This window comes from Streptomyces sp. TG1A-8, assembly GCF_030499535.1.
Lineage (GTDB): Bacteria > Actinomycetota > Actinomycetes > Streptomycetales > Streptomycetaceae > Streptomyces.
The window spans coordinates 5,577,538-5,598,475 of the sequence record NZ_JASTLB010000001.1; the positions used below are offsets into that span (position 1 = coordinate 5,577,538).

The window sequence follows — 20,938 nt, forward strand, 5'->3', positions numbered from 1 at the left end:
ACGCCGCATCCGACGCCATGGCGCCGGTGATCCTGATGCTGGAAACCGCGGCGACGCCGAGCCCGTACCACCCCTCCCCCCTTAGCCCTCATCGAAGGCGACTAGGCGGTCGGCGGACTACCGAGGGCGGTCGAACCGACAGTGTCCGCACAGCCTTCCCTGCACAAACCGGCCCGGCTCCAGCTGCGGCCCTCACCGAAGGAAGCGAACAAGTGAGTGATTCGAAAAAGGTCCTGTCCGATCTGGTCCTGTCCACCTCGACGGAACACGCCCCGCTCGACGCGCCCTGGGACGCGATCGACATCGCCGACTGGCTGCTGAACCTCCCGGACAAGGAATACCAGCGCTGCGCTCCGCCCGACCACAAGGCGGCCGGTTACACCACGACCGACGACGGCCGGCCGATGTCGATCAACGTGGAGATGATTGGCACCGGGCTGGTGATCCAGCACTACGTCGCCGAGATCGCCGAGAAGCACCACTGCCACATGGTGTCCCTCTCCGATGTGCTCACCCCGCACGGCTGGACGACGGTCCAGGTGATCTGGGACCTGTCGGCCAAGGACGACGGCGACGGCACCGTCACCTACACCAACCAGGTCACCAGCCACCCCACCCAGGAGTTCATGGAGTTCAACGAGAAGAACGGCGGCACCTTCGAGGAGGCCGCGGCCGCACGGCAGGCCGCCTCCGGTGATCACAACCGGCGGGAAACACCGCTGTTCGCCGCGAGCATCGCACGCCACGCCATGGCACGGAGCTCACGATGACCACGCAGCCCGAGCTGCATTCCACGCCTCCGTCGCCCCGGGAGCACTTCCGGCCCCGCCGCCACCTGATGACCGCCTCTGCCCATCGCGCCGAGATGACCCTCCGCTTCGCCATCCGGGAGCAGGTCACCGGCGTCGGCCGGCCCACCACGGCCTGAACACAGGTCCGAGCCGCGGGCCCACCACACCCGACACACCATCAGACAGTCACACGCCCAACAACGTGACTGTGAGGATGATCGGGTGCCGCTCCGGGAGGTGGCTTGACTCGCAACGTGACTGGCCGTGTGCCTTGGCATTGGTCTGTCGGCTACTGCAGCGCACCGGGTTCCTCGGCGCCTCACCGCCTGCCGTGCACGAGCTCGTCAGTCGGTGGCCGCCTCCTGTGCGGTGTCGGTGCGGGTGAAGCGCTGGGTGAGAGTGCCGATGTGGTCGATGTGCGTGGTGAGGATGTCGCCGGGGGCAAGGTAGCGCGGCGGCTTGCGGCCCCAGCCGACGCCCGCAGGGGTGCCGGTGAGGATGACGTCGCCCGGGTGGAGGGTGATCACCTGGCTGAGGCGGGCGAGCAGGACCGGCACGGGGAGGACGAGGTCCCGAGTGTTGCCGTCCTGGACGATCTCGCCGTTGAGGGCACACGTCAGGCGGAGGTCGCCGGGGTCGGGGATCTCGTCCGGCGTGACAAGCCAGGGGCCGAGGGGAGTGAAACCGCAGAACGACTTGGCCAGGCCGAACTGGGGGACGGGACCGGACATCTGCATTATGCGCTCGGTGAGGTCCTGGGCGGCGGTGTAGCCGGCGATGTGCTGTGCGGCCTCCGCTTCGGTGACGTGGCTGGCGGTGGTGCCGATGACGACGGCGAGTTCGGCCTCCCAGTCGACGTTGCCCCGGGGCAGACCGACGGTGGTGTGGGGACCAGAAATGGAGGAGGTGAACTTGCCGAACACCGTGAGCAGTTCCTCCGGAACGGTGACTCCGGTCTCGGCCGCGTGGTCGTGGTAATTGAGGCCGACGGCCACCAGTTGTGCGGGGGCGGGTGCGGGCGAGCCGAGCTCGGCGGGCTCGAAGGGCTGTCCGCCGGGGAGTTCCGCCTGCTGCTCCCATGCTCTGAATTCCTCCCACCGGGCGTAGACCTTCTGCGGATCGGCGTCGAACCTGCCGCCGCTGGCCGTGGCGACGTCGACGGCTCCGGTGCTGGTGATCAGGTGCAGACGTCCGGCTTTGTTCGCTGTGCGCATCAGATTTCCTCCGGGGCTCATCGGGGACATCGGCCGAGGGAACGGCCGCGGTGGTGGTCAGGTGCTGGACTAGGGCTTCGGCGGCGGCATCGGTGTCATGGGCCGGGACTGCCCGTTCCCGGCGGCGATGCCCGCCGGCTGCGTCGCGGTCGGTGGTGTGGTGGCCCGACCGCCGGCGCGTCGGTTCACTTGCCGTCCGCATCCGGTCGAAGGTGCCCGGCAGCACGGAGTCGTGCGCCGCCCCCAGCAGCGTGTGGTGGAAGACGTGGTGGGCCGTGGGGCGGGCGGCGCTGAAGTACGGCCCCTCGCCCGACGACCACATCGGCGTACGGGCGAACCGGTGGTGGACGGCGTACGCGCATCCCTCCTTCGGGTCACCGCACCCCACCGGCATGCGCAGCACGATCGGTTCCACGGTCCGGCGGGCCTCGGCGACTTCCCGCCGGTGGTACTCGGGGAAGGCCGCTGTGGCGAACCCGCGATCGGGCAGCCGCTCGGGGAGTCCGTCCCCCACCCACCGCACCGACGCGCTTCGCGCGTCACCGCCAGGCTCACATCTTGCTCCTTCGTCGGTCCCTGCGGCTCGAGGACTTCGCCCGGAATCCGGCCCCCGAGCACGATCGCCACCCGCAGTCGGTCGCGGGCCGGCTCGGACAGCATCCGTCTGCTCGGCAGTAGTGAGGGCCGGCCGCCGACATCATGCATCATCATCGATGATCAAAACAATAATCGATTATCAGTGTTACAGTCGATTTATTGGTGCCCGTTCGAACGCTCCGGAGGATCCGGAGCGCGCTCCTTTGCCGGGCGGGACCTCAGCGCGTGAGAGGAAAACCGTGATGCCCGCGAATAACCCCTTCGCCCGCCTCCCCGAGGCGGCGACCTTCAGCGTCACCAGCACCAGCGTGTCCGACGGTGCAGCATGGGGCATCGAGCAGATGTCCGGGATCATCGGCGTCCCCGGTGGTAAGGACGTCTCCCCGCAGTTGTCGTGGAGCGGCGCCCCTGAGGGCACCAAGAGCTACGCGGTGACGGTGTACGACCCCGATGCCCCGACGGGGTCGGGCTTCTGGCACTGGGCGGTGGTGGACATCCCCGCCTCCGTCACCGAGCTCGCGGAGGGCGCGGGCGACGACACCGGCTCCGGCCTGCCCGAGGGGGCTTTCCAACTGCCCAACGATGCCCGCGCGGCCCGCTACATCGGCGCTGCACCACCCGCCGGTCACGGCGTGCACCGATACTTCGTCGTCGTGCACGCCCTCGACACCGAACACATCGGCGTCCCCGCCGACGCCACGCCGGCCTACCTGGGCTTCACCCTGGCCGGTCATGTCCTGGGCCGCGCCGTACTGACCGCCACCGCCGAGACTCCGGCCTGACGCGCAGCCGGTCCCGCGGTAAACCGTCCGGGCCGCCGCTCGCCGGCGCGCGAGCCGACGGGCGGCCGTACGGCCATCGGCCCGGCGGCGGACCGTCGGGCGGCGCATGCCCGGTCGCCCGGTGGTACGACGCCCGCGGGAGCGCGACGGCGGCCGGGCGGTGCTGCGACCGGCTCCGGGGGACTGCCTGCCGGCCCGGCTCGGGCACAGCCCCGCCGACCGGTCCACAACCGCACTCGGTCCCGGTGGAATCCGCTCACTGCCGAGGAGTCGCCTCGGGTGCGGCATCTCCGGCGTTCCCCGGGGTCGCGGCACCGGCGCGGTGACGGTTTCGGTAGTTGCGCATGGCGACTTGCGAACTGCAGGTAGTGGTGCAGTAGGCGCCGGAGGTGTTGCGGCTGCGGTCGTAGAAGGCGAAGTGGCAGGGCGGGTTGCGGCAGGCCTTCAGGCGTTGCCAGGCACCGGTGAGGGCGAGTTCCGCCGCCGAGGCCAGGATGCCGGCCAGTACGCCGGGGAGTCCGTCGTGTCCGGGGACCAGGCGGGCACCGTACCGGTCGAGGACGGCGGCGAGCGGATAGCGGGCCGCCGCGCGGCGCAGGAGGTGCTCGGCGCGCGTCAGGGCCTGCTCGCTGGTGCGGGGATCGGCGGAGTGGCCCAGCAGGACGGTCACCAGGGCGTCGCGCAGTTCGCGGACCGCGGCGGCGTCGGCCTCGCTCACGTCGGCCGCCGCGTCGGGCAGACCGTTGTCCGTCAGCCACCGGGCCAAGCCCTCGGCGTCCGCGAACCGCTCCTGGCGACCGCCGGCGTCGGCATGGGTGTTGGCGAACGCCAGCACGGCGTCCGCGGCCGCGGAAGGGGCGGAAGGGGTCCTGTGCGGCTTCGCGCTGGGCGTCGTGTCGGCCGCCCCGCCCGTCGGTGCACTGCGTGTCGTGTCGCTCGCCATGCCTTCACCTTACCGCCACACAGCTGAGTGTGTGATGTTCGTAGCCGCAAAACTCATAACCAGTGAGTCAAAACAAGAGTTGAAGTTATGACTGTAACGTGTATGGTCTTAACGGCGAATGGAAGAGTGAAACCAGTCGCCACACCAGCTTTCACGGGGCCTTGCACGCCTCGCAGACGATCAGGAGCACATCGTGACCACGCACACCAAGACCACGGCCGCCCGCCCCGCCGCGCACGGCGGCGTCCGCACCTGGTTCATCACCGGTGCCACCTCGGGCATCGGCCTTGCCCTGGCCCGCGCGGCGGCCGAGCGGGGCGACAACGTCGCAGCCCTGGCCCGCCGCACCGACGCCCTCGCGCCCCTCACCGAAACCCACGGCCCCCGGGTGCTGGCACTGGCCGCCGACGTCCGCAGCGCTGAGGACCTCCGCACCGCGGTCACCACGACCCTCCAGGCATTCGGCCGGATCGACGTGGTCGCCAACAACGCCGGATACGGTCTGTTCGGCGCCGTCGAGGAGAGCACCGACGCCCAGGCGCGCGACATCTTCGACACCAACGTCTTCGGTGTCCTCAACGTCCTGCGCGCCACCCTGCCCGTCCTGCGCGCCCAGGGCGGCGGCCACATCCTGCAGGGGTCGTCCTACTACGGTCAGACCGCCCATCCCGGCGTCGGCCTGCTTGCCGCCACCAAGTACGCCGTCGAAGGACTCACCGACGCCCTCGTCGGCGAACTCGCCCCCCTCGGCGTCAAGGTGACCGTCGTCGAACCCGGCCCCACCGCCACCGCCTTCCTGTCCAACCTCGACGTCGCCGACACCCTCACCGACTACGACCCCACCGTCCGCGCCATCCAGAAGAGCATCGGTGAACTGCCCGCCTCGGCCTTCAACTCCGCCGACCGCGTCGCCACCGCCGTCCTCGCCGCAGTCGACGCCGACCGGCCGCCCCTGCGCCTGGCCACCGGCACCACCGCTGTCACCGAGATCCGCGCCGCCCTTGACGCCCGCCTGGCCGAACTCGACGCCTGGGAAGCCGTCAGCACCGCCGTCGACACCCCCACCACTCAGTCCGACCAGGCATGACGTCCGACCGCGGAGGGACTCGCGCCGCCGACGTGACAGCGTTCTCCCTTCACGTCGGCGACGCCGAACTGGAGGACCTGCGCCGCAGGCTGCGGTCGGCCCGGTTCCCCGAACCGCAGCCGCCCGCGCCGGACGGCTCGGGCGACCACTGGACGCAGGGCGTTCCGCTGGATCACCTGCGGCACCTGGTGGAGTACTGGGCCGACGGCTACGACTGGCGTCGGACGGAGGCCGAACTGAACCTGGCGGGCCAGTGGACGACCGTGATCGGGGACCTGGACGTCCACTTCCTCCACCTGCGGTCCGACCGGACCGGTGCGCGCCCACTGCTGCTCACCCACGGCTGGCCGGGCAGCGTGGCCGAATTCCTGGACGTGGCCGGTGAGCTGGCAGTCCCGTCCCGTCCCGACGCACCGGCCTTCCACGTCGTCGCCCCCTCCCTGCCCGGCTTCGGCTTCAGCGGCAAGCCGCGCACCACCGGCTGGGGCGTCGCACGGATCGCCGACGCCTGGGCCACGCTCATGGAGCGCCTGGGGTACCCGTGCTTCCTCGCCCACGGAGGCGACTGGGGCGGGGCGGTCGCCACTGAGCTGGCCGTCCGCCACCCCCGGCGCGTCCGGGCACTGCACACCACCTTCCCCCAGGCACTGCCCCCGCCGGACTGGCGTGAGGAGGACCTCGACCCCGAGGAGGCACGCCGGTGGCAGGAGACACGGCACTTCTGGCGGGCCCGGACCGCCTACGCGATGCAGCAGGCCACCCGCCCGCAGACCCTCGGGTACGGCCTGGTGGACTCACCCGTGGCCCTGCTCGCCTGGATCGTCGACAAGTTCCACGAGTGGACCGATCCACGGGCCGGTCCTCTCGGAGGTATCAGCCGGGACCGGATCCTGGACAACGTCATGCTGTACTGGCTCGGTCGCTGCGGGGCGTCCGCCGCCAGATTGTACTGGGAGAGCTACGGCCGCCTCGACAAGAACACTCCCGTCCTGACACCCACGGTGGTGTCGGTCTTCCCGTACGAGATCGAGAAGCCGCCCCGGGCGTGGGTGGCCGCTCGGTACCTGGCGATCGCCGACTGGCGGACCCCCGGCAGGGGTGGGCACTTCCCCGGCCTGGAGGTGCCCGACGTCTTCATCGAGGAGATCCGCGCAGCCTTCCGGCTGCCCTGAGGACGGCGACCCCGGCCAGGGCCGCCGTCCCCCACTCCCCACTCACCGGACAACGAGCACCAAGGAGCACCCCGGCCATGACCGTCAGGAAGAACGTACTCATCACCGGAGCCAGTTCCGGCCTCGGGGAGGCCATGGCCCGCAAGCACGCCGCACGCGGCAGCGACCTCGCCCTGTGCGCGCGGCGCGCGGACCGACTGGAGACCTTGAAAGCGGAATTGACCGCCGTCCACCCCGGTATCAGGATCGAAGTGCACACCCTCGACGTCAATGACCACGATCAGGTCTTCAGGGTCTTCCGGTCGTGCCGCGGGACGCTGGGCACTCTCGACCGGGTCGTCGTCAATGCCGGAGTCGGTCACGGGTCGCCCGTCGGCACCGGCGGGTTTCCGGCCAACGCGAGAATCCTGCAGACGAATCTCGTCGCGGCCCTGGCCCAGTGCGAGGCGGCCGTCGAAATCTTCCGCGACCAAGGCAGCGGTCACCTGGTGGTGATCTCCTCCATGAGCGCGATGCGCGGGCTGCCGCACCTCACCGCATACGGGGCGAGCAAGGCCGGCGTCGCCACACTGGCCGAGGGCATTCGCGCGAGCTTGCTGGGGACCCCCATCAAGGTGACGACCCTCTTTCCGGGATACATCGAGTCCGAGATGACGACCACCGGGAACGAGCCCACCCCGATGATGGTCTCCACGGAAAAGGGGGTGACGTCGATGATGAAGGCCATCGAGGCCGAGCGCGCCCAGGCCAAGGTTCCTGCCTGGCCCTGGATTCCCATGGGGTTCGTCATGCGCCACGCCCCCCTGCGGATCGTGGCCAAGTCCTGAACCGGGGCTGCCCCGAACGGGGCGCCGAGAGTTTCCCGCCGATCGGCGGGAAACTCTCGTGGCCGGCGTACGTCGTGTTCGGTGCGCCCTCGGACGGTGGTTCAGGCCCACCGCGCGAGTGCTGCCGAGTCACGGCGGACGGCGCGGGTTTTCGCGCGGCGCGTTCCGCTCCGCAGTCCGCTCTCCCGGCCCGGCAGTGCCGCGTGCTCCGTTCCTGCCGCTGCCCGTGCATGTCCGCACGAGCAGCGGCGAACCCGATTCCGAGCAATGGGCGGCGATACGGCGTACCGGCCCCGGGGCCGGTACGCCCCGGGCACGCGCCTCGGTGCCGCGCTGTCCGCGTGGGTCGGTGTCCGGGCCGGCGGCCCACTCGGCCGTCGTTTCCGCCGCCGGGTCCGGCGGCCGACGTCACGTGGTGTGGCGACCGCCGTGCGGTGGAGGAAGTCCTCGGCGCGGTCCCATGACCAGCAACCTCGTGGACCGTCTCGTGGACCACGCACAAGGGATCCGGGCTCAATGCGCAGCGCCGGGCCGGAGAACCGCACCGCACGGGGGTCTTCGCCCCCCTGATGCCTGGCTGACTGCCCCCGGCAGGTGGCTGCCGACCGCACGTGTCCGCCCAGGCCGGGTCCTCCCGTTCGTACCGTGCAGCCCACGACCCCTGAACCGGTGCGCGGTCGGCGGGCGGCAAGTCTGTTCGATGACTCCGCGCAATGAAAATAATCGATTATCACTCGGATTGGTTATGCTGAGGGCATGACCGGGACGACGAAGCAGATGCTCTCCGAGCGCGTGTACAGCGAGCTGAGGGACGCGGTCATGCGGGGCGAATTCGCTCCTGAGGAGGCTCTCAAACCCCAAGAACTGGCCCGCAAGTACGCGGTCAGTCTGGCCGTGGTGCGTGAGGCGCTGGTCCAGTTGGTCGGCGATGGGATCGCCGACCGGTTGCCCAACCGCGGCTTCGCCGTTTCCGCCTTCTCCGACCAGCGGTGGCAGGAGGTCGCCCAGGCCCGTTGCGCCATTGAGCCCGTCATGCTGCGCATGTCCATCGAGCGGGGGGACCTCGACTGGGAGGCGCGGGTGCGTGCCGCGCACCACAGGCTGGCCCGCACTCCGATGTACCGGCCGGAGGAGGGTGAGTACTTCAGCGCCGCCTGGTCACGTGCCCACCGGGACTTCCACCGGGTTCTGCTGGAAGGCTGCGGCAACGACGTCCTGTTGGACACCTTCGACCGTCTCTGGATGGCCAGCGAACTGGCCCGCCGGTGGTCGGCGAACCGCACCCCGAACCGCGACGCCGAAGCCGAGCACCGCCGCCTGGAACAGGCAGCCCTGGCTCGTGATGCCGACACCGCCGCCGCGGTCCTCGGCCGACATCTGACCCTCACCGCCGCCGGCCTGACCGCCCCCCGTTGATCCTGACGAACACCTCGTCCAGATGCCCTGTGTCCCCGGGCATCACCGTTCGCTTCGCAGTCCGGGAGCAGATCACCGGCGTCGCCGGCCTCGCTGTCACGGCCTGAGCACAACCCGGAACCGGGGTCCACCACGCCGCGCCGCACCATCAGGCACTTCCCATCCAACAACGTGACAGCGTCCCGTTCCGGGTCCAGTAGGGACTCTGATGTGCTTTGGAACCAGCGGGGTGCGGTGGATTGCGCACGCCGTGCCACGGGAAACGGGCGCGGTGATCTGCTGGCTTCGGTTCCAGCTGTTGTGAAGCGACTCACCTGCATCTCGGAATCCTACTCGCTGGTAACAATGCGTGGCGTATGAGTTCCGTCAAAATGCTCCGCAATGCCGTAAGGGAGTCGTCAATGGACGATCCGATCCGGCCACAAAAGCGCTTTGCTCTACTCGTCCGTTCAACCGAGTCTGACTCCAGGAGTTCGCGGTGGCCGATCTGGCCTTCGTTGTCACCATGCTCGCGGGTTTCGCGCTGGTGGCCCTTGTCGCCAAGGGGGTGACGAAGCTGTGACCGTCGAGAACATCGTCGGCATGGTAATAGCCGTCTGCCTGCTGGGCTATCTCGTCCTTGCCCTGATCTTCCCGGAGAGGTTCTGACGGTGACATCAGCCGCTACCGCGGCGGGCAGCATGGGTCCCGTAACCGCCGGTGTGCTCCAACTGTTCGCCTTGATAGGCGCACTGGCGCTTGTCCACATCCCTCTCGGCACCTACATGACCGGGGTCTACTCGTCGAAGAAGCACCTTTGGGTCGAGAAGTGGATCTACAAAGGCATTGGCGCCGACCCCGACACTGAGATGACCTGGACGGCGTATCTGCGCGGTGTCCTCGCCTTCTCGGTGATCGGCGTCCTCTTCCTCTACGGCCTCCAACGGCTCCAAAGCGTCCTGCCCGGCTCGCTCGGCTTCGCCTCGATCGACCCGGACCAGGCGTTCAACACCGCCGTCTCCTTCGTGACGAACACCAACTGGCAGTCGTACTACGGCGAGCAGGCCATGGGCCACGTTGTGCAGACCGCTGGGCTGGCTGTGCAGAACTTCGTCTCGGCAGCCGTTGGCATGGCCGTCGCGGTCGCGCTGGTGCGCGGTTTCGCACGATCCCGCTGCGGTGAGCTGGGCAACTTCTGGTCGGACCTGGTGCGCGGTGTCGTGCGCATCCTGATGCCTCTGGCGTTCGTCGCCGCTATCGTGCTGGTCGCCTGCGGCGCGATCCAGAACTTCTCCGGCATTCACGAGGTCGGCCAGTTCATGGGCGGCTCGCAACAGTGGAACGGCGGCGCGGTCGCCTCGCAGGAGGCCATCAAGGAGCTGGGTACCAACGGCGGCGGCTACTTCAATGCCAACTCCGCCCACCCCTTCGAGAACCCCACCCCGTTCTCCAACCTGTTCGAGATCTTCCTGATCCTGGTCATCCCGTTCTCCCTGACCCGCACCTTCGGCGCCATGGTCGGCAGCGTGAAGCAGGGGTACGCGATCCTCGCCGCGATGGGCACGATCTGGATCGGCTTCGTCCTGCTGATGATGTGGACCGAGTTCTCCCACCACGGCCCGGCCTTCAACCTGGCGGGCGGGGCGATGGAGGGCAAGGAGGTCCGCTTCGGCATCGGTGGCTCCTCGATCTTCGCCGTGTCGACCACAATGACTTCCACCGGCGCGGTGGACTCCTTCCACTCCTCCTTCACCGGCCTGGGCGGCGGCATCACCCTGCTCGGCATGATGCTCGGCGAGATCGCGCCCGGCGGCGTCGGCTCCGGCCTCTACGGCATGCTGATCATGGCGGTCATCGCGGTGTTCCTCGCCGGCCTGATGGTCGGCCGCACCCCCGAGTACCTGGGCAAGAAGATCGGCACCCGCGAGATCAAGCTGGCCGCCCTGTACATCCTGGTCACCCCGGCGCTCGTGCTGGTCTTCACCGCCGCCGCGATGGCCCTGCCGACCCCGGCTAACTCCATGACCAACAGCGGTGCGCACGGCTTCTCCGAGATCCTCTACGCCTACACGTCCGCCTCGAACAACAACGGCTCGGCCTTCGCCGGCCTGAACGCGGACACCCAGTGGTTCAACAGCACTCTGGGCCTGGCCATGCTGTTCGGCCGCTTCCTGCCGATGGTGTTCGTGCTGGCGCTCGCCGGCTCGCTGGCCCGGCAGACGCCGGTGCCGGTCACTGCGGGCACCCTGCGCACGGAGAAGCCGCTGTTCACCGGCCTGCTGGTGGGCGCCATCCTGATCCTCACCGGTCTCACGTACTTCCCCGCCCTCGCGCTGGGTCCGCTCGCCGAGGGGCTGGCGTGATGACCGCTCGTACAGAGAAGTCAGAGGACTGCATGTCCACTCCCACTCTGGCGCCCCACCAGGACGCGCCGACGGGTCACAAGACCCCCGGGGGTCGTGTCGGCGCGGGCCTGTTCGACCCCAAGCAGCTGCTGAGGTCATTGCCGGACGCGTTCGGCAAGCTCGACCCGAGGGTGATGATCAAGTCTCCCGTGATGTTCGTGGTCCTCGTCGGATCGGTCCTGACGACGGTCTTCTCCTTTACGGACCCGGGCGATTGGTTCGGCTGGACGATCAGTGCCTGGCTGTGGCTCACCGTGATCTTCGCGAACCTTGCCGAGGCGGTAGCCGAGGGCCGCGGCAAGGCACAGGCCGACACTCTGCGCAAGGCCAAGACCGACACCGTGGCGCGCCGACTGGGCAGGGGCGGCTCCGAGGAGCAGGTCCCCGGCACCGAGCTGAAGGTCGGTGACCTGGTCGTCTGCGAGGCTGGCGACGTCATCCCCGGCGACGGCGATGTCGTCGAGGGCGTCGCGAGCGTGGACGAGTCGGCGATCACCGGTGAGTCGGCGCCGGTCATCCGGGAGTCGGGCGGTGACCGGTCGGCGGTCACCGGCGGTACCAAGGTCCTCTCCGACCGCATCGTCATCAGGATCACGACGAAGCCGGGGGAGACCTTCATCGACCGGATGATCAATCTGGTCGAGGGCGCGGCCCGGCAGAGGACGCCCAACGAGATCGCGCTGAACATCCTGCTTGCCTCGCTGACGATCGTCTTCCTGCTGGCGGTGGCGACCCTGCCGCCGTTCGCGGCGTACGCCGGCTCCGAACTCGGCATGGTCGTCCTGGTGGCACTGCTCGTCTGCCTCATCCCGACCACCATCGGCGCCCTGCTCTCCGCGATCGGCATCGCGGGCATGGACCGCCTCGTCCAGCGCAACGTGCTGGCCATGTCCGGCCGTGCGGTCGAGGCCGCCGGCGACGTCTCCACCCTGTTGCTCGACAAGACCGGCACCATCACCCTCGGCAACCGGCAGGCCGCCGAGTTCGTGCCGGTGCGCGGTACCACAGAGGCCGAAGTCGCCGACGCCGCGCAGCTGTCCTCGCTGGCCGACGAAACACCCGAGGGCCGCTCCGTCGTCGTCCTGGCGAAGGCGAAATACGGGCTGCGCGAGCGCTACCAGGGCGAACTGGTGGGCGCCGAGTGGATCGAGTTCACCGCGCAGACCTGCATGTCGGGTGTGAACATCGACGGCAAGAAGATCCGCAAGGGTGCGGCCGGTTCGGTCATCGCCTGGGTCGAGGAGCGCGGCGGCCAGGTTGCCGAAGACGCCGAAACCGTCGCCAACCGCATTTCCGAGGCCGGCGGCACCCCGCTGCTGGTCGCCGTCGAGGACACCGGCGGCGCCCGGGTCCTGGGGGTCATCCACCTCAAGGACGTCGTCAAGGACGGCATGCGCGAGCGGTTCCAGGAACTGCGCCGCATGGGCATCAAAACCATCATGATCACGGGCGACAATCCCCTGACCGCCAAGGCGATCGCCGAGGAGGCCGGCGTCGACGACTTCCTCGCCGAGGCCACTCCTGAGGACAAGATGGCCCTGATCAAGCGGGAGCAGGCCGGCGGCAAGCTGGTGGCCATGACCGGTGACGGCACCAACGACGCCCCTGCGCTCGCGCAGGCGGACGTCGGCGTAGCGATGAACACCGGCACATCGGCCGCCAAGGAGGCCGGCAACATGGTCGACCTCGACTCCAACCCGACCAAACTCATCGAGATCGTGGAGATCGGCAAGCAGCTGCTGATCACCCGCGGCGCGCTGACGACGTTCTCCATCGCCAACGACGTCGCCAAGTACTTCGCGATCATCCCGGCCCTGTTCACGGCCGTCTACCCGGGCCTGGACAAGCTCAACATCATGAACCTGTCCTCGCCGCACTCCGCGATACTCTCCGCCGTCATCTTCAACGCGCTGATCATCATTGCGCTGGTGCCACTGTCACTGAAGGGCGTGCAGTACCGGCCGGTCAGCGCCGACAGGATGCTGCGCCGCAACCTCACCGTCTACGGCTTGGGCGGACTGGTCGCTCCCTTCATCGGCATCAAGACCATCGACCTGCTCATCTCCCTCATCCCCGGAATCGGCTGATCGTCATGAACAACTCGGTCACGAACACCGCCCGATTGCTCGGAGCGGGCCTGCGTGCCCTCCTCGCGCTGACCCTGGTGACCGGCGTCATCTACCCGCTCATCGTCACGGGCATCGCGCAGGGGCTGTTCAGCGACAAGGCGAACGGCTCGGAGATCACGTCCGATGGCAGGGTCGTCGGCTCTTCTCTGATCGGCCAGGCGTACCACCTGCCGCTCAAGAAGGGCCGGGAGACCCCCGGGCCCGACCTGAAATGGTTCCAAGGCCGTCCGCAAAACGGCCTCGGCACCAACAGCGTCAATACCCAGTACTCGATCATCCTGTCCGGCGCGACCAACCGGTCCGGCGACAACGAAGAACTCATCCAGTGGGTGAAGGACGCCAAGACTGCCGTCATCAAGGACAACTCCACCGCCGACTACAGGGTCAAGCCGTCCGAGGTGCCCGCCGACGCGGTCACCTCCTCCGGGTCCGGCCTCGACCCGGACATCTCCCCGCAGTACGCGCTGATCCAGATCCACCGGGTCGCCCGGAAGAACCGTCTGCCCGTCGCCGAGGTCCACAAGCTGGTTGACGCACACACCAAGGGCCGTACGCTCGGCTTCATCGGTGAGCCACGGGTGAACGTGCTCGAGCTCAACATCGCCCTCAGGGCGCTTGTCGCCGAGAGCTGATGGCGTCAGGCGATCCCCACAGGAGTCGGCGAACCCGAAGACCTTCCGGACCCGCTGACTCCCACAGGCATGAAGCCGGTGCTCCAGCCGGCGCGCACGGCCCGACGTACGACAGGAGAGGTACACACCCATGACCCGGGTGCTCGTGGTAGAGGACGACCCGCAGCTCGTGCGGGCCCTCGTGATCAACTTGCAGGCACGTCACTACGGCGTGGACGCCGCCCCCGACGGGGCCACGGCGCTGCGGCTCGCCGCCGCGCGTCAGCCCGACGTGGTCCTGCTGGACCTGGGACTGCCCGATATGGACGGCGTCGACGTCATCAAGGGCCTGCGCGGCTGGACCCGGGTGCCGATCCTTGTCCTGTCCGCCCGCCAAGCGTCCGACGAGAAGGTGTCCGCGCTCGACGCAGGTGCCGATGACTACGTCACCAAGCCGTTCGGCATGGATGAACTGCTGGCCCGGCTGCGCGCCGCCGTCCGCCGCACCGAGGACACCCCGGCCGGTCCGGCGACAACGCTCGTCGAGACGGAGGACTTCAGCATCGACCTGGTCGCCAAGAAGATCGTGCGCGAGGGGCAAGACGTGCGGCTCACCCCGACCGAGTGGCACCTGTTGGAGATCCTGGTCACCAACCCCGGCCGACTTGTCACGCAGAGGCACCTGCTGAAGGAGGTCTGGGGCGTCTCCCAAAGCAGCAAGACCAACTACCTGCGCGTCTACATGGCCCAGCTGCGGCGCAAACTGGAGAAGGATCCATCCCATCCCCGCTATCTGATCACCGAGCCCGGTATGGGTTACCGCTTCGAAGGCTGACCGAGAGAAACACATGGCACGCGGCAAACTCCGGATCTACCTCGGCGCGGCACCCGGCGTCGGCAAAACGTACGCGATGCTGGCGGAGGCACACCGCCGTGTCGAACGGGGCACCGACTGCGCCGTCGCCTTCCTCGAGCACCACAACCGATCGCGCACCGAGGCGCTGTTGCACGGCTTGGAGCAGGTGCCCCGCAAGGAGATCGTCCACCGGGACGCCGTCTTCACCGAGATGGACGTGGACGCCGTTCTGCGCCGCGCCCCCGCAGTCGCCCTGGTCGACGAGCTGGCCCACACCAACGTGCCCGGCTCGCGCAACGCCAAGCGCTGGCAGGACGTGGAGGAACTGCTCGCCGCGGGCATCGACGTGATATCGACCGTGAACATCCAGCATCTGGAGTCGCTGGGCGATGTGGTCGAGTCGATCACCGGGGTACGGCAGCGTGAGACCGTCCCCGACGAAGTCATACGGCGGGCCGATCAGATCGAGCTGGTCGACATGTCCCCGGAGGCGCTGCGCCGCCGCATGGCGCACGGCAACATCTACCGAGCGGACAAGGTCGACGCGGCCCTGGCCAACTACTTTCGGCCCGGCAACCTCACCGCCCTGCGAGAGCTGGCACTGCTGTGGGTGGCCGATCGGGTCGACGCATATCTGACCGAGTACCGCAGCGAGCACCGCGTCTCGGCCATCTGGGGTTCGCGTGAGCGCATCGTCGTCGGCCTGACCGGCGGGCCCGAGGGGCGCACCCTCATCCGGCGGGCCGTGCGACTGGCCGAGAAGGGCGCCGGCGGTGAGGTGCTCGCCGTCTACATATCCCGCAGCGACGGCCTCACCGCCGCCTCCCCGAAGGAGCTGGCCCTCCAGCGCATTCTGGTCGAGGACCTCGGCGGCACCTTCCACCACGTCATCGGCGACGACATACCGGCCGCCCTCCTCGACTTCGCCCGGGGAGTGAACGCCACCCAGATAGTCCTCGGCGTCTCCCGGCGCAAGAGTTGGCAGTACGTCCTCGGGCCGGGCGTCGGAACCACGGTCGCCCGCGCCTCCGGCCCCGACCTCGACGTCCACCTCATCACGCACGACAAGGTAGGTAAAGGCCGCGGACTGCCCGCGGCGCGCGGAGCGCGCCTGGGACGCTCGCGCGTGGTCAGCGGCTGGCTGGTCGGCGTACTCGGCCCTGTCCTGCTTACCTGGCTCCTTACGCGGGTAGCGCCGGACGTCGGCCTCGCCAACGACGTGCTGCTCTTCTTGGCCCTGACGGTGGCGGCGGCCCTGCTGGGCGGTCTCTTCCCGGCGCTGGCCTCTGCGGTGGTGGGATCGCTGCTGCTCAACTGGTTCTTCACCCCGCCCGTGCACACCTTGACGATCGCCGACCCGAAGAACATCTTCGCCATCGTCGTCTTCGTCAGCGTGGCCGTCTCGGTGGCCTCGGTGGTCGACCTCGCGGCCCGGCGCACCCACCAGGCCGCCCGGCTACGCGCCGAGTCCGAGATCCTCTCCTTCCTGGCGGGCAACGTCCTGCGCGGCGAGACCGGCCTCGAGGCTCTCCTGGAGCAGGTCCGCGAGACCTTCGGCATGGAGTCGGTGGCACTGCTGGAACGGACCGGCGAGGCGAACCCCTGGACCTGCGCCGGCAGCGTGGGACCGCAGCCCGCCGAAATCCCCGAGGACGCGGACGTCGACGTCCCCGTGGGCGACAACATGGCCCTCTCCCTGCGCGGCAGGTTGCTGCCGGCCGCCGACCGCCGGGTGCTGGCCGCGTTCGCCGCCCAGGCCGCAGTCGTCCTGGACCGCCGACGGCTGCGTGAGGAGGCCGACCGGGCCAAGGAACTCGCCGAGGGCAACCGCATCCGCACCGCTCTGCTCGCCGCCGTCAGCCACGACCTGCGCACCCCGCTCGCCGGTATCAAGGCCGCAGTGTCCTCCCTGCGCTCCGACGACGTCGACTGGTCCGAGGAGGACGAGGCGCAACTGCTGGAAGCCATCGAGGATGGCGCCGACCGACTCGACCAGTTGGTCGGCAACCTGCTCGACATGTCCCGGCTCCAGACCGGCACCGTCACCCCCATCATCCGCGAAACCGACCTCGACGAGGTCGTGCCCATGGCACTCGGCGGGGTGCCCGAGGACAGCGTCGACTTGGACATCCCCGAAACGCTGCCCATGGTCCACATCGACCGGGGACTGCTGGAGCGGGCCGTCGCCAACATCGTCGAGAACGCCGTCAAGTACAGCCCGCCGCACAAGAAGGTCCTGGTATCGGCGAGCGCCCTCGGCGACCGGGTCGAGGTAAGGGTCGTCGACCGCGGGCCCGGCGTCCCCGACGAGGCCAAGAGCGGGATATTCGAACCGTTCCAGCGGTACGGCGACGCGCCCCGCGGCACCGGCGTCGGCCTCGGCCTCGCGGTCGCCCGTGGCTTTGCCGAGGCCATCGGCGGCACCCTCGACGCCGAGGACACGCCCGGCGGAGGCCTGACCATGGTCCTCGCCCTGCGGACGGCACCACAGCGGCGTGCGAAGCAGGCGGACCTCTGGACAGCAACGACCTGAGGCGTTCATGCCCTGAACGGTACGTCCGTGGGTTCCCTGACCATATGACCGGCGGCCAGCCGCAGCCGGCAGACGGTACGCCGACGGACGGCCGTCAGGGCCTCCAGCTGCGACCTCGTCGGTCGCCCGCACGTGACCGCCGTACACAACGGCCACTCCCGCGCAGCGACGGCTGATCTTGGTTGTTGGTCGGTCAGTGGGTGGCCGGGGTGAGCCGGCCTTCAAGTGGATCCGGAAGGCGTTCAGTGGGGCCTTCCCGCACATGGTCCAGCGCTTGCGGCCCTTGCCTGTCGGGTCCAGGGACAATCAGCGCCGTATAGACGCACTTCATGGCGGCCTGTTCGTTCGGGAAGTGCCCGCGGGCGCGGACGGCCTTGCGGATCCGTGCGTTCACGCGCTCGATCGCGTTGGCCGAGCAGATGACCTGGCGGATCTCGACATCGAAGGAGCGGAAGGGCACGGACTCCGCCCAGGCGTCCTCCCCGGGCCGGACGATCGCGGGATACTTGGCGCCCCGCTCCTCCTGGAACTCGGTGAAGCGGGCTGTGGCCGTGGCCTCGTCCGGCGCGGTGCGGGCCGGCTTCAGCTTTTTGACGATCCCGTCCCCGTCCTGACGGGCCGCACAGCGGAAGCTGTTGCCCAGCGGATGGATCACGCAGGTCTGAACAATTGTTCGGGGCCAGACCGTTTCGACGGCGTCCGGAAGGCCCTTCAGGCCGTCGCAGACCAGCATCAGCACGTCGTCCACGCCGCGGTTCTTCAGCTCGGTGAACACGTGCAGCCCGTACTTTGCGCCCTCCCCGCCGTCACCGGCCCGGATCCCCAGGACGCCGCGACGGCCTTCGACCGTGACGGCCATGACCACGTAGATCGGCCGGTTCGCGACCTGACCGTCCCCCATCGGGGTTCTGTCGACGATCTTGTGATCCGGACGGCTGAGCACGTTGCTCCGCCTGTTCGCGATCATGCGTCGCGTGCTCTGACGATGTGCTCATGAAGCTGTTTCCGCGAGCACGGTCTACCGCTACATCAGCGAATCGTCGACCTGCTGGCCGCACTCGCACCGACCCTCGACGAGGCCGTCCAGGCTGCTTCGACGAAGGCGTACGTCCTGCTCGACGGGACGCTTCTGCCGATCGACCGGATCGCCGCCGACCGGCGGTTCCACTCACTGCACGAGCATGTCGTACGCTGGCTTTTCCGCGAACGGCCCCCGGTTCCGTACCGGAGACGTCCACGGCGATCAGCCGCGGGTGCGCGACGCGGGCGAGGTTCTGCACGAACACGTCCGCGTCCGCGACCAGCCGGCGCACGACGTCGAGGCCGCGCGGGTCCTTCAGGTCCACGCGATGGACTCCTTGCCGCGGTTGCACCACACGAAGTGCGGGGCGAGCCCGCGGGCCGCGGTGTCGTAGCCGCGCGCGAAGTCACCGCCGTCCACCCGCTCGACCTTGACGACCCTGGCACCCGGGTCGGCGAGCTGCCGGGTCGCGAAGGGCGCCGACACGGCCTGTTCCGCGGCGACGACGGTGATGCCCTGCCAGGGGCAGCGGGGGACGGTCCACGGGGTGGATGGTCCCCTCCGGCCCGCTGCCGTGTCAGCACCGGGTCACCGGCACCGGTTCTAGAGCAGCGCGAACTGGCCCTCCGGCCCCTCCTCCCGGTGGCCCAGGACCGAGGCGGGGCGGCGGGAGGCGGAGGGGGGCGGGAGGACGCCCGCCCGGCCGAGGTCCGTCCTCGTCACCGGCGAGGCCACCGCCGGTCCGACGCGCAGCGGACGGACCTCCGCCAGCAGGGTCAGGACCGTGATCAGCTCCAGGAGTTCCGACGTCCAGGACTGCGGCCAGACCGCGGGACGGATCGCCGCCAGGGTGCCGGGGGCGGCCGGGGCGGTGCGGGCGGTGAACCAGGCCTCCAGGACCCGGACTCCGGCCACCCGGTGGTCCCAGGCCTGCGGCGGCACGGGGGAGACGCGGCCCCCGTCGAGGTGGAGGGTCTCCTCGTCGCGGTCGTAGCGGAGGGTCAGGGGGCGCGCGGGAAGCGGCGCGCGGACGTACGGGCGGCGGCCGCCGGGGAGCCTGGGCCGTTCGCCGTCGCGCCGCATCAGCCACAGCGTCCGGCGTCCCAGCTCGACGCCCCGCGTCCACAGCCCGGCGTCCCCGGTGAGCGGCACGGTCAGGTCCGGGCGGACCGCCGCCAGGATCCAGGCCAGCAGGTCCAGGGCCGTCACGCGCTCACCGAGGCGGTCCGACAGGTGCTCCGCCAGGCCCGGCGCCACGTTCGGTTCCGTGCCGCCCGGGCGGCGGTACAGCGGGCGGACGCGGCCCGCGCGGAGGGCGGGCAGCAGCGAGGTCGCCAGCAGCGCAGCGCCCTCGGCGGACCCCGCGCCCGTCTCCACCACGAACACCTGCCGCCCGTCCGCCACCCGCCACAGCTCCGGGCGGGCCGCGTCGAGCAGCCGGTGGTCCGGGATCAGCCACTGCTCGTCGAAGGGCGCCGCCAGGACGCGCACGGGCTCCGCGCAGGGCCCCTCGGCCCGCGCCAGCCGCTCCGTGCCGCCCACCCGGCCCGGCAGCTGTCCCACGGCGGTGTGCAGCGTGCGGGAGCGGGTGGGTTCGAACAGCGCCTCCCGGTCCGGTCCCCGGGCCTTGAGCAGGGCGTCCCAACGGGCCCTCAGGCACGCCGGGTCGGGCGCCGTCGGCCAGGCGCGGCCCGGCCGCAGCGGTGCGACGGACCACGGCATGAGGTCCGCCAGCGGCGGAGCGTCGTCGTGCGTCACGCTGGGCATCGTAGAGCCTGCCGCGGGCGCCCGGATCAGTTGGCGTCCAAGGTGACCGTGAAGGAGAACCGGTCGCCCCGGTAGTGGATGACCGCCACGTCCAGCGCACGGCCCGCGGCGTCGTACGTCACGCCCGTGTAGTGCAGGATCGGGCTCAGCAGCGGCACCCGCAGCAGCCGCGCGGTCTCCGGGTCGGCGAGCCGGGCCTCCACGGTGTCCGTGATGCGGCCGATGTCCGCGCCCGCGACGTCCCGCAGCACCTTCGTCATCGGCCAGCGGACCAGGTCCTCCAGGTCGATCCGCGCGGCCAGTTCGGGACGGACGTGGTTGCGGGCGTGGTTGGTCGGCTCGCCGGTCTTCTCGTCGCTGCGCAGGCGGTGGTAGGTCGCCACCTCCGCGAGGCCGGGGAAGTACTCGGCGAGTTCCCCGGGCACGGCAGCCCTGCCGTGCCCCAGCAGCTCGGTCGCCATGCCGGACTGCTGGGCCACGATCGCGTCCACCGAGCCGAGCAGCCGCACCGGCGCCCCGCGCCGCGCCCCCGGCTCGATGAACGTGCCGCGCCGCCGGTGCCGGCTGATCAGCCCCTCGTCCTCCAGTTCCTTCAGCGCCTGGCGCATGGTCAGCACGCTGACCCCGTAGTGCTCCGCCAGCCGCTCCTCGGTGGGCAGGCGCAGCGGGTCCTGCGGTGAGCGCCCGAGTATCGAGGCGCGCAGCGACTGCGACACCTGGTACCAGAGCGGCAGCTTGCGGTTCAGGACGATCGAATCCGGGGCGAAGGAGGTCACGCGGCTATCCGTATCCGTCGGAGGACGTTCGG

The 20,938-nt window shown here is 69.7% G+C and carries 16 protein-coding genes and 5 pseudogenes; 14 read left to right on the top strand and 7 right to left on the bottom strand.

The features are described from left to right. Positions 1-212 precede the first annotated feature (212 nt). Both QQY24_RS24520 and QQY24_RS24525 read left to right on the top strand, forming a co-directional pair. Complete coding sequence (locus tag QQY24_RS24520; protein WP_301974884.1) at positions 213-770, top strand: hypothetical protein; 558 nt, start codon at positions 213-215, stop codon at positions 768-770. Positions 771-802: 32 nt separating this feature from the next. Continuing rightward, positions 803-928 (top strand): annotated as a pseudogene (locus tag QQY24_RS24525) (IS6 family transposase); the annotation flags it as partial. A 207-nt stretch (positions 929-1,135) separates the two neighbouring features. Here QQY24_RS24525 and QQY24_RS24530 read toward each other — a convergent pair. Together QQY24_RS24530 and QQY24_RS34815 are read right to left on the bottom strand one after the other, a co-directional pair. Beyond that, positions 1,136-2,005: a fumarylacetoacetate hydrolase family protein gene (locus QQY24_RS24530; protein ID WP_301974885.1), complete on the bottom strand. Its 870-nt coding sequence runs from the start codon at positions 2,003-2,005 to the stop codon at positions 1,136-1,138. A gap of 115 nt (positions 2,006-2,120) precedes the next feature. Next, positions 2,121-2,399, bottom strand: a pseudogene (locus QQY24_RS34815) (GntR family transcriptional regulator); the annotation flags it as partial. Between the two features lie 445 nt (positions 2,400-2,844). Here QQY24_RS34815 and QQY24_RS24540 point away from each other — a divergent pair. Continuing rightward, positions 2,845-3,384, top strand: coding sequence for a YbhB/YbcL family Raf kinase inhibitor-like protein (locus tag QQY24_RS24540; RefSeq protein WP_301974886.1), 540 nt, complete (start codon positions 2,845-2,847; stop codon positions 3,382-3,384). A gap of 256 nt (positions 3,385-3,640) precedes the next feature. Here QQY24_RS24540 and QQY24_RS24545 read toward each other — a convergent pair whose 3' ends face one another. After that, positions 3,641-4,327: an ABATE domain-containing protein gene (locus QQY24_RS24545; protein WP_301974887.1), complete on the bottom strand. Its 687-nt coding sequence runs from the start codon at positions 4,325-4,327 to the stop codon at positions 3,641-3,643. A gap of 193 nt (positions 4,328-4,520) precedes the next feature. Here QQY24_RS24545 and QQY24_RS24550 point away from each other — a divergent pair, with 193 nt between their 5' ends. From QQY24_RS24550 to QQY24_RS24595, 10 genes are all read left to right on the top strand, one after another. Then, entirely contained in the window at positions 4,521-5,414 is an 894-nt protein-coding gene (locus QQY24_RS24550) for an SDR family NAD(P)-dependent oxidoreductase (protein WP_301974889.1), read from the top strand. Beyond that, a complete protein-coding gene (locus QQY24_RS24555; RefSeq protein WP_301974890.1) occupies positions 5,411-6,586 on the top strand; it encodes an epoxide hydrolase family protein in 1,176 nt (391 codons plus the stop codon). The genes QQY24_RS24550 and QQY24_RS24555 overlap by 4 nt, the downstream gene beginning before the upstream one ends. Before the next feature lie 77 nt (positions 6,587-6,663). Then, entirely contained in the window at positions 6,664-7,413 is a 750-nt protein-coding gene (locus QQY24_RS24560; RefSeq protein WP_301974891.1) for an SDR family oxidoreductase, read from the top strand. 756 nt (positions 7,414-8,169) lie between these two features. Next, a complete protein-coding gene (locus QQY24_RS24565; RefSeq protein ID WP_301974892.1) occupies positions 8,170-8,829 on the top strand; it encodes a GntR family transcriptional regulator in 660 nt (219 codons plus the stop codon). 558 nt (positions 8,830-9,387) lie between these two features. After that, on the top strand, positions 9,388-9,477 hold the full coding sequence (gene kdpF, locus QQY24_RS24570; RefSeq protein WP_301974893.1) for a K(+)-transporting ATPase subunit F: 90 nt from the start codon (positions 9,388-9,390) through the stop codon (positions 9,475-9,477). A gap of 32 nt (positions 9,478-9,509) precedes the next feature. Continuing rightward, positions 9,510-11,171 (top strand): potassium-transporting ATPase subunit KdpA, encoded by a 1,662-nt coding sequence (gene kdpA / locus QQY24_RS24575; RefSeq protein WP_301974894.1) that lies wholly within the window; start codon positions 9,510-9,512, stop codon positions 11,169-11,171. After that, entirely contained in the window at positions 11,171-13,300 is a 2,130-nt protein-coding gene (kdpB, locus tag QQY24_RS24580; protein WP_301974895.1) for a potassium-transporting ATPase subunit KdpB, read from the top strand. The genes kdpA and kdpB overlap by 1 nt, the downstream gene beginning before the upstream one ends. Positions 13,301-13,305: 5 nt before the next feature. Next, entirely contained in the window at positions 13,306-13,974 is a 669-nt protein-coding gene (locus QQY24_RS24585) for a potassium-transporting ATPase subunit C (protein WP_301974896.1), read from the top strand. Between the two features lie 130 nt (positions 13,975-14,104). Beyond that, on the top strand, positions 14,105-14,788 hold the full coding sequence (locus QQY24_RS24590) for a response regulator (RefSeq protein WP_301974897.1): 684 nt from the start codon (positions 14,105-14,107) through the stop codon (positions 14,786-14,788). Between the two features lie 13 nt (positions 14,789-14,801). Further along, on the top strand, positions 14,802-17,342 hold the full coding sequence (locus QQY24_RS24595) for a DUF4118 domain-containing protein (protein ID WP_301974899.1): 2,541 nt from the start codon (positions 14,802-14,804) through the stop codon (positions 17,340-17,342). 193 nt (positions 17,343-17,535) lie between these two features. On the opposite strand, the pseudogene QQY24_RS24600 reads toward QQY24_RS24595, so the two are convergent. Next, positions 17,536-18,243 (bottom strand): annotated as a pseudogene (locus QQY24_RS24600) (transposase); the annotation flags it as partial. A 109-nt stretch (positions 18,244-18,352) separates the two neighbouring features. Here QQY24_RS24600 and QQY24_RS24605 point away from each other — a divergent pair. Next, positions 18,353-18,513: pseudogene (locus QQY24_RS24605) on the top strand (IS5/IS1182 family transposase); the annotation flags it as partial. Here QQY24_RS24605 and QQY24_RS24610 read toward each other — a convergent pair. From QQY24_RS24610 to QQY24_RS24620, 3 genes and pseudogenes are all read right to left on the bottom strand, one after another. Continuing rightward, positions 18,514-18,907, bottom strand: a pseudogene (locus tag QQY24_RS24610) (CoA transferase); the annotation flags it as partial. It lies immediately after the preceding pseudogene. Positions 18,908-18,966: 59 nt separating this feature from the next. Then, a complete protein-coding gene (locus QQY24_RS24615; protein ID WP_301974900.1) occupies positions 18,967-20,130 on the bottom strand; it encodes a type ISP restriction/modification enzyme in 1,164 nt (387 codons plus the stop codon). 26 nt (positions 20,131-20,156) lie between these two features. Continuing rightward, positions 20,157-20,906: a GntR family transcriptional regulator gene (locus QQY24_RS24620; protein ID WP_301974901.1), complete on the bottom strand. Its 750-nt coding sequence runs from the start codon at positions 20,904-20,906 to the stop codon at positions 20,157-20,159. Positions 20,907-20,938 lie beyond the last annotated feature (32 nt).